We start from the raw sequence: 13,077 nt of genomic DNA, 5'->3' as shown, positions 1-13,077 counted from the left end.
CGGAGCGGCTTTGGGGAGCCGCCGAGCGTCCGGACCTGCACGTTCCGCCCCTCGCACACTGCTGCGATCATGGCCTGAAGTCGCCCTTCGACCCGCCCAGGAGGCCCCCGATGTCCCTCGAGACGTCCCTCGACGCGCCCTTCGACGCCGCCGCCGTGCGCGCCGCCTTCCCCGCCCTGCTCGCCTCCGACTGGGCCCGTTTCGACGCCCCCGGCGGCACGCAGACGCCCGCGCCGGTCGTGGAGGCGATCGCCGAGGCCCTCACCCGCCCGCTGGCCAACCGCGGCCGGCTCACCGAGGCGCAGCGCAACGCGGACGACGTCGTGGCCGGGGCCCGCCGTGCCATGGGCGACTTCCTCAACACTCCCGCCTCCACCGTGGTGTTCGGCCGCAGCGCCACCCAGCTGGTGTACGACCTGGCCCGCACCCTGGCCAAGGACTGGGGCCCGGGCGACGAGGTGGTCGTCACGCGGCTGGACCACGACTCCAACATCCGCCCGTGGGTCCAGGCCGCCGAGGCGGCGGGCGCCACCGTGCGGTGGGCCGGATTCGACACCGTCACCGGTGAACTGCGCCCGGAGCACGTCGAGGCGGTGCTGTCGCCGCGCACCCGTCTGGTCGCGGTGACGGCCGCCTCCAACCTCAACGGCGCCCGCCCGGACGTGCCGGCCCTGGCCGCCCTGGCGCACTCCGTGGGCGCGCTGCTGCACGTCGACGCGGTGCACTACGCCGCGCACGTCACCGTCGACCTGCCCGCCCTCGGCGCGGACACCCTGGTCTGCTCGCCGTACAAGTTCCTCGGCCCGCACCTCGGGGTGCTCACGGGGCGGGCGGAGCTGCTGGAGTCGCTGCGCCCCGACAAGCTGCTGCCGTCCAGCGACGCCGTCCCGGAGCGCTTCGAACTGGGCACGCTGCCCTACGAGTTGCTGGCCGGCACCCGGGCCGCGGTGGACTTCTGGGCCTCCCTCGCGCCGGCCGGCGCCGACGGCACGGACCGCCGGGCGCGGCTGGTCGCCGCCTTCGCCGCGGTGGAACACCACGAGGACCGGCTGCGGGCCCGCATCGAGGAGGGGCTGGCCGAACACCCCGGCGTCACCCTGCACTCGCGGGCCGGGCTCCGCACGTCCACGCTGCTGTTCACCGTCGAGGGCGTCGAGGCGGCCGAGGTCTCGCGGCGGCTGGCGGACCACCGGGTGGACGCCCCGGCGAGCTCGTTCTACGCCCTGGAGGCCTCCCGCCACCTGGGGCTGGGCGACGCGGGCGGCGTGCGGGTGGGCCTGGCCCTCTACAACGACGACGCGGACGTCGACCGCCTGCTGGCGGCGCTCCGCACCGTCCTGGGCTGAGCCCCGAGCCGCGCCTCAGCCTTCCGGCTGCGTGAGCCGGAAGGCCGCCCCCGGCGCGGCGGGCCGCCGGCCGTCCGCCAGGGCGGCGCGGACGCCCGCGGCCACCTGCGAGGGGAGGACCGGCACGGGATCGGAGATCCGTCGCGGGTTACAGTGCGCTGCTTGATCACGGACGACCGGAAGGGGCGGGAGATGCGGAGAGCGGCGAGCGGGGTGGTGGTGTGCGCCGTGGTGGGGGCGGTGCTGTCGGGGTGCTCCGCCGGGGAGGCGGAGCGGGGCTCGGCGGACGGGCGCGGCAAGGGTCCCTCGGCGTCGGCCCCGGGTGGGGAGAAGGGCGGTTCCGCGGAGGTCGCGAAGAGTGCGGGGACCGTGGGGCCGGACGGGTCGGCCTGCGAGCTGCCGGTGGCCTTCGACGTGGCGAAGGGCTGGAAGGCCGAGACCGTGCAGGGGGCCGAGGCGCTGGGTGAGGACGTGCCGGAGGAGCTGGAGGGCTTGGAGGAGCTGTTCCGTCAGGGGCCGGTCGCGGCCGCCTGCGAGGTCGACGCCAAGGGCGCCGGGCACATCGGCTTCCTCCGCGTGTGGACGGGCGATCCGTCCGACGACGACGCCACCGCCGTGCTGAAGGAGTTCGTCGCGGCGGAGGCCGAGGGCTCCGAGAAGGCCGAGTACAGCACGTTCCGGACCGAGGACAAGCTCGAGGCCGCCGCGGTGAGTTACCTGACCACCAGCCCGCTGTGGGAGAAGCTCGTGCCGCAGCGCGCGCTCGCCGTGGTCACCCCCGACGGACCCGTGGTGCTGCACCTCGGAGGCTCCGACGAGGAGGAGCACCGGGCCATGCTCCCGGCGTACGAACTGGCCCGCACCACCCTGCACACCACCTGACCGGACTCCGGCGTCCCCCGGCGGAACCGCCGGTACCGGCCGGCCGTCCTCCCCCGTGTCCGTCGAGTGCAGGGGAGGCACGACATCGTGGCTTGGCAGAACAACACCCCACCGCCACCACCACCGCCACCGGTTCCGCCGCAGCTGCCGTCCGCGGGCAGCCGGGCGAAGGGCTGTCTGGGGAGTCTGCTGTCGCTGGGCGTGGTGATCGCGCTCGGGTTCGGGGCCTCGCAGGTCTTCGACGACGACGACACCTCGGGGCCGTCCGCGTCGCCGTCCGCGTCCTCGTCGTCGTCCGGCGGCGACGGGAAGGCGCGCAACTGGAGCAAAGGTGACTGCGGCGGCCCGGACCCGGAGAAGGGCTCCGACAGTTACCGGATGGTCGACTGCGACGACTCCGGGGCGACCTTCGAGGCGCTGGAGATCATGGACGCCTCCATCATGCCGGAGTCCATCCAGTGTCCGGCGGGCACCGACCTGATCATCGAGGTGTCGATCACCTACGGCCGCTCGAGCTCCGGCGGCGGCATCCCCACGGAGACCGTCTGCGGCCGCAACCTGTCCGGCGACCACCCCGGCGACGCGGGCGCGGGCGGCGGTCAGCTGGTCAAGGGCGACTGCGTGGACGACCGGGCGCAGGAGATCGCCTGCGCGTCCGCGGGGTCGTCGGACCTGAAGGTCCTCGGACTGGTCAAGAAGAAGGCCGACTGCCCGTCGGGGACGACGGAACCGATGGAGCTGCTGTTCGCGATCGGCCGGCCGTACGACGTGATCTGCGGCGGCAAGGTCTGACCGTCCGGTCCCGCCCGCGCGAGCGGAGGGCCCGGTCGAGGCCGGGCCCTCAGCGGCGGGTCATTCGGAGGACAGGCGTCCCGCCAGCTGTTCGTGGATGCGGGCGCTCGCCTCGTTCAGGCCGACCACGGTGACCCGCTTGCCCCGCTGCGCGTACTTGTTCTCGACGGCGTCCAGCGCGGCCACCGAGGAGGCGTCCCAGATGTGGGCGGCGGACAGGTCGATGACCACGTCGTCCGGGTCGCCCTGGTAGTCGAACTGGGTCACCAGGTCGTTGGACGAGGCGAAGAACAGCTCACCGTCGACCCGGTAGACCACCCGCCCTTCCTCGGGCCGGACGGCGGCGGTGACGTTCACCAGATGCGCGACCCGCCGGGCGAAGACCACCATCGCGGTGATCGAGCCGACCACCACGCCGACGGCCAGGTTGTGGGTGACGACCACACAGACGACGGTGATCACCATGACCGTCGTCTCCCCCACCGGCATCCGCCGGAGCGTCCGGGGCGCGACGGAGTGCCAGTCGAACGCGGTGATCGAGACCATGATCATGACCGCGACCAGCGCCGCCATCGGGATCTCGGAGACCACCGGGCCCGCCGCCACGCACAGGATCAGCAGGAAGAGGCCGGCCAGGAAGGTCGACAGCCGGGTGCGAGCGCCGGAGACCTTGACGTTGATCATGGTCTGGCCGATGACCGCGCAGCCGCCCATGCCGCCGAAGAAGCCGGTGACGATGTTGGCGATGCCCTGGCCGACGGCTTCCCGGGTCTTGCTGGAGTGGGTGTCGGTGATGTCGTCGACCAGCTTGGCCGTCATCAGCGACTCCATCAGGCCCACCAGCGCCATGGCGAAGGAGTAGGGCGCCACGGTGGTGAGGGTGTCGAGGGTGAACGCCACGTCGGGCAGCCCCGGCACCGGCAGCGCCGACGGCAGCTCACCGCGGTCGCCGACGGTCGGCACGGCGATCCCGGCCGCCACGGTGATCACGGTGAGGATGACCACGGTGACCAGCGGGGCGGGCACCGCCTTGCTGATGCGGGGGAAGAAGACCAGCATGGCCAGACCGGCCGCGAGCAGCACGTACACCGCCCAGGGGACGTCCGTCAGCTCGGGGATCTGCGCCAGGAAGACCAGCATGGCCAGCGAGTTGACGAAGCCGACCATCACCGAGCGCGGCACGAACCGCATCAGCCGGGCGACGCCGAGCAGGCCGAGCGCGATCTGGAAGACGCCCGCCAGGATCACGCCCGCGATCAGGTACCCGAACCCGTGCTCCCGGTTGAGCGGGGCGATCACCAGGGCCACCGCGCCGGTGGCCGCCGAGATCATCGCCCGGCGACCGCCGACCACCGAGATGGTCACCGCCATCAGGAACGAGGCGAAGAGGCCGACCGCGGGATCGACGCCCGCGATCACCGAGAAGGAGATCGCCTCGGGGATCAGGGCGAGCCCGACCACCAGGCCGGCCAGCACCTCGGTCCGCCAGACCTTGGGGTCGCGTGTCCAGGCGGGCAGGGCGGGCCGGGGGCGGCGACGCGCGCCGGCCGGGGCCGGCGACGGCGTGAAGGACATACGGGACCGATCTTGAACAGGGGCGCCGGGTGGGCGCTGCGGGGAGGTGGGGCCGAGGGGGCGGGGTCAGCTGCCGTTGTAGCGGCCGGGCCGGTGGTTCATCGCTATGACCATGTTGAGGACGGCCACGCCCGCCAGCGAGGCGAGGACCACCATCGGTTCCACCAGCGGCAGGGCGCAGAGGATCACCACCGCGTCCAGGGCGAGCTGCACGTACCCGGCCCGCCAGCCGTAGCGGTCCTGGAGGTGCAGGGCGAGGATGCCGAAGCCGCCGCCGCTGGCGTTGTGGCGGAACACCACGATCATGCCGAGGCCGACGCACAGGCCGCCGAACACCGCGGCGTACCAGGGGCTCATCCCGGAGAGGGTGACCAGTTCCTGCTGGACGGGGGTCAGCGCCGAGGTGAGCGCGACCACGGCCAAAGTGCGCAGGGTGAACGACCGGCCCATGCGGCGCACGGCGAAGTAGTAGAAGGGCAGGTTGACCACGAAGAACACCACGCCGAGCGGCAGCCCGCCCGCGTAACTGATGAGGAAGGACGTGCCGGCGAGACCGCCGGTGACGCCGCCCACCGCGTGCAGGAGGGTGAGTCCCCAGGACATCAGGAAGGCGCCGATCACGTACGCCGCCAGGTTCTCCGCGAGGGTGTGCGGAGTGGCCGCGGCGGCGGGGGCCGGGGCCGGGGAGTCGACCGCGGCCTCGGAGTCGGCCGTGGTCGAGAGGGCAGAACTCGACATGACCGAAAAAGTACCACCCATTTTTCGCACGCCTGTTTCCAGGCGATGTCACCCCGTGGTACAGGGCAGCCGCGGGCCGCTCAGGCGGTGACCTCGTACCGGCTGCTGCAGATCGCGGTGTCGCCCTTCACCGCGCACACCCACATGGTGTAGCGGTTGCCCTCGCCGAGGTTGCCGCTCGCCCAGTCCTCGTACGGCGAGTTGTGCCCCGCCGTGCTGGCGATGCGGCCCGTGCTGAGGTGGGCCCGGATGCCCCAGCCGTCGGCGAGGCTGTCGTTCGCCACCAGCGTGTCACCGGGGTAGTCCAGGTAGGGGTCCTGCCACCAGTAGGCGTAGCCGGCGTGGCTGCCGTTGTTCTTCACGTCGATCCGCACGTCGCCGTTGGCCATGAAGACGGGGCTGAAGGTGAAGTTGGGCAGGGCGGAGGCCGGGGCCGCGCCGGCGGTGAGGGCCGCGCCGGCGAGCAGTCCGGCGGAGGCGAGCAGGGCGAGCGCCCGGCGGCGCCAGGTGCGTATGGTCATGCGAATCCCCCGGTTCCGGTTCCGCGCCGGCCGCCGGCGCAGCGGTGCGCCGCGCGGGAACGACCGCCCGGGCACCGGCATCCTGCCCAGCCGCCCCACCGGTCACACCCGGACACGGCGCCGCCCGCGCTCCGGGCCCTCGTGGGGCGCGGTGGCGCGGGCGGCGTTCTGGCGCGGACCGGGCGGTCAGGCCTGCTCGACCGTCGCGGCGGCGATCTCGTTGTCCACGTAGCTCTCGTCGGCGGGGAGGCTGTCCATGAAGGAGCTCACCGAGAAGACCGCGCGGCCGGGGCCGGGCTGGCCGTAACCGGGCGGGGAGGACAGGCCGAAGTCGTCCATCGTCTGGCGGTAGGCCTGCAGCAGCCGGATGTGGTACTCCAGCGGCGCCCCGTCGGGGTTGGTCTTGCCCAGCGGCGTGGTCGGCTCCGGGCACCAGGTGGTGAAGCGGGGCGTGATGCCGTTCGACATGAAGAAGCGCAGGCCCTCGGTGGTGGAGGCGATGGCCTCGTCGACCGTCTTGAAGCCGAACGGCTCGGCCATCTCGATGCCGGCCACGAAGTTCGGGATCACGTTGCGCGGGCCGAAGATCTCCGCGGAGTCCAGGATCCGCTTGTGCCACTCGTCGCGGCCGACGTAGCGCTCCTTGCCCGGGCAGTGCAGCTTGAACAGGTACTCGTCCCACACCTCGTAGTTGGGGTGGTAGATCTTGACGCCGTAGTCCTTGAACCGCTGCACGTCGTCCTTGGGCAGCGCCTGGGCGACGACCTTGCCGATCCAGCGGTCCGGGAAACGCTCCTCGATGGCCTTGGCGTAGTGACCGTAGAAGTCGGCCTCGTCGCGCCCGGCGACCTTGGAGGTGATGGCGCCGCCGGTGAGCGTGTAGGCGGTGGAGACCTTCTGGGTGTCGTACCTGTCGATGATCTCCAGGGCCTCCAGCACCTCCTCCACGTCCTTGACGCCCGTGTAGGGGCGGCCGGCCTTCTTGTGCTGGCGCCAGTTGTGGTTGATGTCGCAGTACTGGCACTCCTCCTTGGCGCCGAAGTACTGGCACACCCGGAAGACCGTGAGGTAGATCAGGTAGCCCCACTGGATGGTGGGCGCCACCTCCATCACGGACTTCCCGTTGGAGAGCTTGTGCCGGTAGTACTCGGGCATCGGCGGCACGCCGACGTCGGCGATGCGCTTCCCGTCGAGGTAGAGGCCCAGCACGTTGTGCTCGTCGGCGGCGACCCGGTAAGGGGAGGTCGGGTTGACCCGGACCGAGACGACGGTGCGCCGCAGGTCGTAGGGACCGCCGGTGAGGATGATCTCCTCCGGCGGGCGCCGCAGCGCGGCCTCGCCCAGTTCGGGCAGGGTGCCGTGGTCGAAGGAGAAGATGAAGTAGGACTTCGGCTTGACCTCGCCGTCCTCGTTGTCACTGAGGGCCGAGGCGTCGAAGGCGACGCCGCCTCGCAGCAGGTCCTCCTTGAACACGGCCTCCCGCGGTACCCCCGGGAACCGCTCCATCAGATCCTCGACCAGCGCGGTACGACTGCCCGTGTCCGTGCTCATACCGTTCTCCTTCCCGTGCAGCGACTTCTCACCGTATGCCGCCGGTGACGCGGGCGCGGTACCGGGTCCCCGTGTCACGTGCCCCGGACCGTACGGATGTGGGGGACCTCACAGTCGTCCGGGCAGGTGAGGGGTTTCCCTTTCCCGGGTGAGAGGCTGAAAGCCGGACCTCGCGCCGCGTGTGTCCTCGCGGTACCGCGCCCGCACGAAGGAACCTCGCATGCCCCGCACCACCACCGACGCCCTCACCAACTGGGCCGGCAACATCGTCTTCTCCCCCGCCGGGACGGCCCGGCCGGGATCGGTCGGGGAGCTCCGGGAAACCGTGGCCGGCGCGCGCCGCCTGCGGGTGCTGGGCAGCGGCCACTCCTTCAACACCATCGCCGACCCCGGCACGGACGGCCTGCTGCTCTCGCTGGACGAACTGCCGGCCGAGGTCGAGGTGGACAAGGCCGCGCGCACCGTCCGGGTCGGCGGCCAGGTCCGCTACGCCCGGCTGGCCCGCGAGGTGCACGCGCACGGTCTGGCGCTGGCCAACATGGCCTCGCTGCCGCACATCTCGGTGGCCGGGTCCGTCGCCACCGGCACCCACGGATCCGGCGTGGACAACGGCCCACTGGCCTCGGCGGTGCGCGAGGTGGAGCTGGTCGCCTCCGACGGCTCGCTGCTCAGGATCGGCCGCGACGACGCCCGTTTCGGCGGCGTGGTCACCTCGCTGGGCGCGCTGGGCGTCGTCACCGCCCTGACCCTGGACCTGGAGCCGGCCTTCGAGGTCGAGCAGCGGGTCTTCACCGAGCTGCCGCTGGCGGGGCTGGACTTCGCCGCCGTCGCGGGGTCCGCCTACAGCGTCAGTCTCTTCACGTCCTGGCGGCGTCCGGTCTTCGAGCAGGTCTGGGTCAAGCACCGGACGGACCGCGGCCCTCTCGACTTCGGGTGGGCGCCCGCGGCCGACGCGCCGCTGCACCCGGTGCCGGGCATGCCGGCGGGCAACTGCACCGAGCAGTTGGGCGTTCCGGGCCCCTGGCACGAGCGGCTGCCGCACTTCCGGGCCGAGTTCACGCCGAGCAGCGGCGACGAGCTCCAGTCGGAGTACCTGCTGCCGCGCGGCTCGGCCGTGGAGGCGCTGCACGCGCTGGCCGAGGTCCACGAGGAGATCGCGCCCGTCCTGCAGATCTGCGAGGTCCGCACGGTGGCCGGTGACGGGCAGTGGCTGAGCCCCGCCTACGGCCGGGACAGTGTCGCGCTGCACTTCACCTGGGTGGACGACACCGCGGCGGTGCTGCCGGTGATCGGCCGGGTCGAGGAGGCACTGGCGCCCTTCGACCCCCGCCCGCACTGGGGCAAGGTGTTCACCGTGCCCGGGCCGGTGCTGCGCGGGCGCTACACGCGGCACGCCGAGTTCGCGGCCCTCGCCGCGGAGCTGGACCCGCGCGGCGCCTTCCGCAACGCGTTCGTCGACGAGTTCCTGGGCGGCTGAGCGGGCGGCGCCCCGAGACGGGCGCCGCCGATCCGCCGCCCGCCCCTCGGCCCGCTTCAGGGCGTCCCAGCCTTCCCCGCTGTCCCGGCCGGGGTCGACGACCAGAGGTCGCCGGCCAGGCGCTCGACGGCACTGGAGGAGCTGATGGTCAGCGAGGACATGATCGAGGACGTCACCGCCTTCGCCACCAAGCGCGCCCCGCGGTGGAAGAACCGCTGAGCCTCGGGGCCTCAGTCGTTCAGGACGTCCCGGATCAGGCTCGCGACCAGTTCCGCGAGGTCTTCGGACGGCGCGGCGGTCAGGGTCTCGAGCGCCTTGGACGAGCGGCTGATCATGATGCCGGCGAGAGCGGCGGCGGCGGTCTCCGCGCGGAGCCGGGGGCGGTCGAGGCCCGCGTCCCTCGCGCGCGCCTCCAGGGGTTCCACCAGTCGGGTGAGTAGCACCGACATCGCGGCTTCCTGGATCTCGGGGTTGTCGTGCGGGCGGATGGCCGCCTGGAGGGCGGGCGTCGGCGCGGCGGACGGCGCGTGCCGTTCGAGCATGGCGCCCACCGCCTCCGGGTCGGTCAGGTCGGGCGGCTCGGCGCCGCGCACGTGACCGGCCGGGCGCAGCGCCTCGAGGTACAGGGCGGCCTTGCCGCCGAAGTACCGTGCGATGAGCGTCGGGTCGAGGCCGGCGGCGCGGCCGATGTCGCGCACGGTGGTGCGTTCGTAGCCGTGTTCGGCGAACAGGTCCCGGGCCGCCTCCAGCAGGCGGGCCCGGCTGTCGGTGGAGCTGCGGCGCCGGCGGGCGGCGGCTTCGTCGGAGGTCATCGGTTGCGGCCTCCTGCCGGTACCTCGTCGGGCTCGTAGGCGACGGCGCCGACGACGGCGGACTCCACGCTCTCCTCGACGGCGCGGTCGGTGGCGACGGCGTCCACGCCGGCCGGCTCCGGCCCGTCGGCGGCCGGACGGCCGCGCAGCTGCAGGACCAGGCTGACGACGGCGGTCAGGAGGCACATCCCGATGCCCACCCAGGCTCCGACCGTGTAGCCCTGGGTTTCGGGATAGCGGCTGGAGGCCGCGGTGTGCGCGGTCAGGATGGTGGCCGACAGCGCGCTGCCCACCGAGTAGCCGACCTGCCGCAGGACCTGGTTCAGGGCGAGGGCGCTGCCGGTCTCGCCCTGCGGCACGGCACTGACGATCATGCGCGGCATGACGGCGAAGGAGCAGCCGATGCCCAGGCCCGCGAGGCCCATGACCACGAACAGCTCCCACAGCTGGTCCCGGTCGGCGATGAAGAGCAGCAGGGCGGCAGTGAAGGCGAGCATGGCGAGGGGCAGCACCAGGCCGGGACGCAGCCACCGTCCGAGGTAACCGGAGAGCTTGCTGGAGAAGTAGCTCGCGGCGGACATGGGCAGCAGCACGAGGCTGCCGACCAGGACGGACGCGCCCAGCCCGTAACCCGTCGACTCGGGGGTCTGCACGTAGCGGATGACCATCGACATCAATATGTACATGCCGACGCCCGCCAGGACACCCGCGATGTTGGCGGTCGCCACGGTGGGGTTGCGCATCAGCCGGAGGTCGATCAGCGGAAGTCGGGTCCGCAGCTGGTGCCAGATCCAGACCGCGAGGACGACGAGGGAGAGCGCCGCGACGCCGATCAGCCGGGTGGAACCCCAGCCCCAGTCCCCGCCCATGCTGAGGCAGAGCATCGCTCCGGCCAGGCCGAGCCCGAGCATGACCGCTCCGGTGAGGTCGAAGCGCTGGGAGACGCGGTGGCCGCTGCCCGGTACGACGAGCGCGGCCAGGACGAGGGCGATCAGGCCCAGGACGGCCGCCATGCAGAAGGCGACCTGGTAGTCCAGGTGCTCCGCGACGACGCCGGTCAGCGGGTATCCGAGGCCGACGCCGACGACCGCTGTCACGGACAGGGTGGCGAGCGTGGAGCGGGCTCGTGCGGGTGAGAGGTGGTCGCGGGCCACGCCCATCACCAGCGGAAGCAGCGACAGCCCGACGCCCTGCAGACCTCGGCCGAGCACCAGGAGCCCGAAGACGCCGGTCGGCAGGGCAGCCAGCACGCTGCCGAACGTCATCGCCGCGAGTGTGGCGATCAGTAGGCGCAGGCGGTGGGGGCCGTCGGCGAGCCGGCCTATGACCGGCGCCGACACGGCACCCACGAGCAGGGTGATCGTCAGCATCCACTGGGCCGTGCCGAGGGCGACGTCGTAGTCCGTGGCGATCGTCGGGACGAGCGGTGCCCCCAGGCTGCTGATCACGGCGGTCAGAAGGCCGATGTAGACCAGCAGGGGCACCAGGAGGCGGCCTCGCCAGGTCGTGCCGTCCACCAGGGCCGGACCGGGACGAACCGATGTGCTCAAGGCGCTCCTCCGATGTCCACAGACGATGTCATCACTTGTAGACTAACGAACTCCAGAACAATCCGGACACCGGAAGCCGCTCGGACGGGCGTCGACGGCAGTGAATCCGAGCACGGTGCGCTCGCGCGGGGGATCCCGCCCGGCCCCGTCCGCGTTGCCGTCGCCGTCGTGGGGACACATGGAAGGGCGAGGGCTCACGGCCTGGGCCAGCAGCGTCCCCGCCGGCGTTCGACCGACCCCGCCCTGCTGCGCATCTTCCTCCGCGACCGCGCCGGCCGCGGGCGGGGCGCACGGCCTACCGTGGCGCCATGACACGCCGCCTGCTGGTCCACACCCGCACCACCGACTACCGCCACGACTCGATCCCCGCCGCGCTGGCCGCGGTGGGCGGCCTCGAGGGGTTCACCGTGGACGCCACCGAGGATCCGGCCGCCCTGGAGGGCGACCTCGCGCCGTACGCGGCGGTGGTGTTCCTCTGCACCTCGGGCGACATCCTCACCGACGCCGGCCGCGCCGCGCTGGCCGCCGCGGTCGAGTCCGGGACCGGTTTCGCCGGCGTGCACTCGGCGGCCTGCACCGAGGAGAACTGGTCCTGGTACACGGACGAGCTGCAGCGGTCGCGGTTCGCCGGTCACCCCCCGTTCGGGACGGACGTGGTGCTGGTCGAGGACCGCGCGCACCCGGCGACGGCCCATCTGCCGGCCGAGTGGACGTGGAGCGACGAGTGGTACGACTTCGACCCGGTCCCCGACCCGGCGGAGGTCTCCGTGCTGCTCCGCGGCGGCGAGGACCGTCACCCGCTGGCCTGGCACCACCGGCAGGGCCGCGGGCGCGTCTTCTTCACCGCCCTGGGCCACGACGCCGCGGCGTACGCGGACCCCGCCTTCCTGGCCCACCTGCGCGGCGGCCTGGAGTGGGTCTGCGAGGGCCGGAGGTAGGGACAGCCCCCGTACGACGAAGGGGGCGCACCGGATCGTGACGGCGCGCCCCGCTCCGTAGCGTCGGAAGCGTCGAAACACGTCGACGTGCACACCCCGCCCGACCTGAACGGAGGCCCTCGTGGCCGCAGTCAACCGCACCGCCCGTGTCGCCCTGGTGAGCGCCGGCGCCGTCCTCGCGCTGGCGGCCCTGAGCGGCTGCGGCGCCGACCTCGACGACGCGAAGCCGGAGAAGCGGTCCTTCGCGGCGACGGCGGGCCCCCTCACCATCGACACCGACAACGGCGACGTCGCGGTGCGCCCGGCCGACGTCGAGAAGATCGAGGTGACCCGGTGGTTCGCCGGCCGGGCGCTGATCGGCGACCCGGAGGCCACCTGGGAGATGGACGGCGACCGGCTGGAGCTGCGGACCGACTGCGGTCTGCTGGCCGGCAACTGCTCCGCCCGCTACGAGGTGCTGGTCCCCCGGGACACCCGGCTGACCGTCACCGGCGACAACGGCGACATCCAGGCCGAGGGCTTCGGCACCGCGCTGCGCATCGAGACGGACAACGGCGACGTGGAGGTGACCGGTTCCACCGGTCCGCTCACCCTGGAGGGCGACAACGGCGACCTGCGGGCCACCGGCCTGACCTCCTCGCAGGTGACGGTCGAGTCCGACAACGGGGACGTCCAACTGGTCTTCGACGCCGCACCGCGCCGCACGAACGCCACCTCCTCGAACGGCGACGTGACGCTGGAGGTGCCGGAGGGCACCGCCTACCGGGTGGACGCCGAGGCCGGCAACGGCGACGTCACCACCGGGCTGGCCACCGACCCCGAGGGCGCCCACCGGCTGGACGTGCGCTCCGACAACGGCGACATCGTGCTGCGGACGGCGAGCTGACGCCTACCG

The 13,077-nt window shown here is 72.7% G+C and carries 12 protein-coding genes; 6 read left to right on the top strand and 6 right to left on the bottom strand.

Going from position 1 to position 13,077, the window contains the following annotated elements:
• Window positions 1–110: 110 nt before the first annotated feature.
• The 3 genes from ACFRAV_RS00665 to ACFRAV_RS00655 all read left to right on the top strand — a co-directional run bounded on the left by ACFRAV_RS00665 (window position 111) and on the right by ACFRAV_RS00655 (window position 3,020).
• Window positions 111–1,346, top strand: coding sequence for a cysteine desulfurase-like protein (locus ACFRAV_RS00665; protein ID WP_382550040.1), 1,236 nt, complete (start codon window positions 111–113; stop codon window positions 1,344–1,346).
• Between the two features lie 162 nt (window positions 1,347–1,508).
• Window positions 1,509–2,228, top strand: a complete 720-nt coding sequence (locus ACFRAV_RS00660) for a lipoprotein (RefSeq protein WP_382550038.1) — start codon at window positions 1,509–1,511, stop codon at window positions 2,226–2,228.
• A gap of 87 nt (window positions 2,229–2,315) precedes the next feature.
• The gene (locus tag ACFRAV_RS00655) at window positions 2,316–3,020 is read left to right on the top strand and encodes a hypothetical protein (RefSeq protein ID WP_382550036.1); all 705 of its coding nucleotides are present in this window, start codon (window positions 2,316–2,318) and stop codon (window positions 3,018–3,020) included.
• 60 nt (window positions 3,021–3,080) lie between these two features.
• On the opposite strand, the gene ACFRAV_RS00650 is transcribed toward ACFRAV_RS00655, so the two are convergent.
• The 4 genes from ACFRAV_RS00650 to ACFRAV_RS00635 form a co-directional block, all read right to left on the bottom strand.
• Complete coding sequence (locus ACFRAV_RS00650) at window positions 3,081–4,595, bottom strand: SulP family inorganic anion transporter (protein WP_382550034.1); 1,515 nt, start codon at window positions 4,593–4,595, stop codon at window positions 3,081–3,083.
• 66 nt (window positions 4,596–4,661) lie between these two features.
• Window positions 4,662–5,333 carry a YitT family protein gene (locus tag ACFRAV_RS00645; protein ID WP_382550032.1) on the bottom strand — a complete coding sequence of 224 codons (672 nt, stop codon included), beginning with the start codon at window positions 5,331–5,333 and terminating at the stop codon, window positions 4,662–4,664.
• 80 nt (window positions 5,334–5,413) lie between these two features.
• A complete protein-coding gene (locus ACFRAV_RS00640) occupies window positions 5,414–5,854 on the bottom strand; it encodes a hypothetical protein (RefSeq protein WP_382550030.1) in 441 nt (146 codons plus the stop codon).
• 186 nt (window positions 5,855–6,040) lie between these two features.
• The gene (locus ACFRAV_RS00635) at window positions 6,041–7,405 is read right to left on the bottom strand and encodes a radical SAM protein (protein ID WP_382550028.1); all 1,365 of its coding nucleotides are present in this window, start codon (window positions 7,403–7,405) and stop codon (window positions 6,041–6,043) included.
• Between the two features lie 220 nt (window positions 7,406–7,625).
• Between ACFRAV_RS00635 and ACFRAV_RS00630 the strand changes: the two genes are divergently transcribed.
• On the top strand, window positions 7,626–8,882 hold the full coding sequence (locus ACFRAV_RS00630) for an FAD-binding protein (protein ID WP_382550026.1): 1,257 nt from the start codon (window positions 7,626–7,628) through the stop codon (window positions 8,880–8,882).
• 230 nt (window positions 8,883–9,112) lie between these two features.
• Here the strand turns inward: ACFRAV_RS00630 and ACFRAV_RS00625 are convergent, their stop codons facing one another.
• The gene (locus tag ACFRAV_RS00625; RefSeq protein WP_382550024.1) at window positions 9,113–9,694 is read right to left on the bottom strand and encodes a helix-turn-helix domain-containing protein; all 582 of its coding nucleotides are present in this window, start codon (window positions 9,692–9,694) and stop codon (window positions 9,113–9,115) included.
• A complete protein-coding gene (locus ACFRAV_RS00620; RefSeq protein ID WP_382550022.1) occupies window positions 9,691–11,244 on the bottom strand; it encodes an MFS transporter in 1,554 nt (517 codons plus the stop codon). Before ACFRAV_RS00620 ends, ACFRAV_RS00625 begins: the two co-directional genes overlap by 4 nt.
• 308 nt (window positions 11,245–11,552) lie before the next feature.
• Between ACFRAV_RS00620 and ACFRAV_RS00615 the strand changes: the two genes are divergently transcribed.
• Both ACFRAV_RS00615 and ACFRAV_RS00610 read left to right on the top strand, forming a co-directional pair.
• On the top strand, window positions 11,553–12,182 hold the full coding sequence (locus ACFRAV_RS00615) for a ThuA domain-containing protein (protein WP_382550020.1): 630 nt from the start codon (window positions 11,553–11,555) through the stop codon (window positions 12,180–12,182).
• 121 nt (window positions 12,183–12,303) lie between these two features.
• A complete protein-coding gene (locus tag ACFRAV_RS00610) occupies window positions 12,304–13,068 on the top strand; it encodes a DUF4097 domain-containing protein (protein WP_382550018.1) in 765 nt (254 codons plus the stop codon).
• The last annotated feature ends 9 nt before the right edge of the window (window positions 13,069–13,077 follow it).

Source organism: Streptomyces sp. NPDC056600 (assembly GCF_042792855.1).
Classification (GTDB): Bacteria; Actinomycetota; Actinomycetes; order Streptomycetales; family Streptomycetaceae; genus Streptomyces.
The sequence above is the reverse complement of the archived record's forward strand: the minus strand, read 5'-3'. Positions and strand labels throughout refer to the sequence as shown.

What these genes read in the sequence shown, in the direction of transcription:
- ACFRAV_RS00665 (WP_382550040.1), top strand. Translation starts at nt 111, where the DNA reads ATGTCCCTCGAGACGTCCCTCGACGCGCCCTTCGACGCCGCCGCCGTG.
- ACFRAV_RS00650 (WP_382550034.1), bottom strand. Translation starts at nt 4,595, where the DNA reads ATGTCCTTCACGCCGTCGCCGGCCCCGGCCGGCGCGCGTCGCCGCCCC.
- ACFRAV_RS00645 (WP_382550032.1), bottom strand. Translation starts at nt 5,333, where the DNA reads ATGTCGAGTTCTGCCCTCTCGACCACGGCCGACTCCGAGGCCGCGGTC.
- ACFRAV_RS00640 (WP_382550030.1), bottom strand. Translation starts at nt 5,854, where the DNA reads ATGACCATACGCACCTGGCGCCGCCGGGCGCTCGCCCTGCTCGCCTCC.
- ACFRAV_RS00635 (WP_382550028.1), bottom strand. Translation starts at nt 7,405, where the DNA reads ATGAGCACGGACACGGGCAGTCGTACCGCGCTGGTCGAGGATCTGATG.
- ACFRAV_RS00630 (WP_382550026.1), top strand. Translation starts at nt 7,626, where the DNA reads ATGCCCCGCACCACCACCGACGCCCTCACCAACTGGGCCGGCAACATC.
- ACFRAV_RS00625 (WP_382550024.1), bottom strand. Translation starts at nt 9,694, where the DNA reads ATGACCTCCGACGAAGCCGCCGCCCGCCGGCGCCGCAGCTCCACCGAC.
- ACFRAV_RS00615 (WP_382550020.1), top strand. Translation starts at nt 11,553, where the DNA reads ATGACACGCCGCCTGCTGGTCCACACCCGCACCACCGACTACCGCCAC.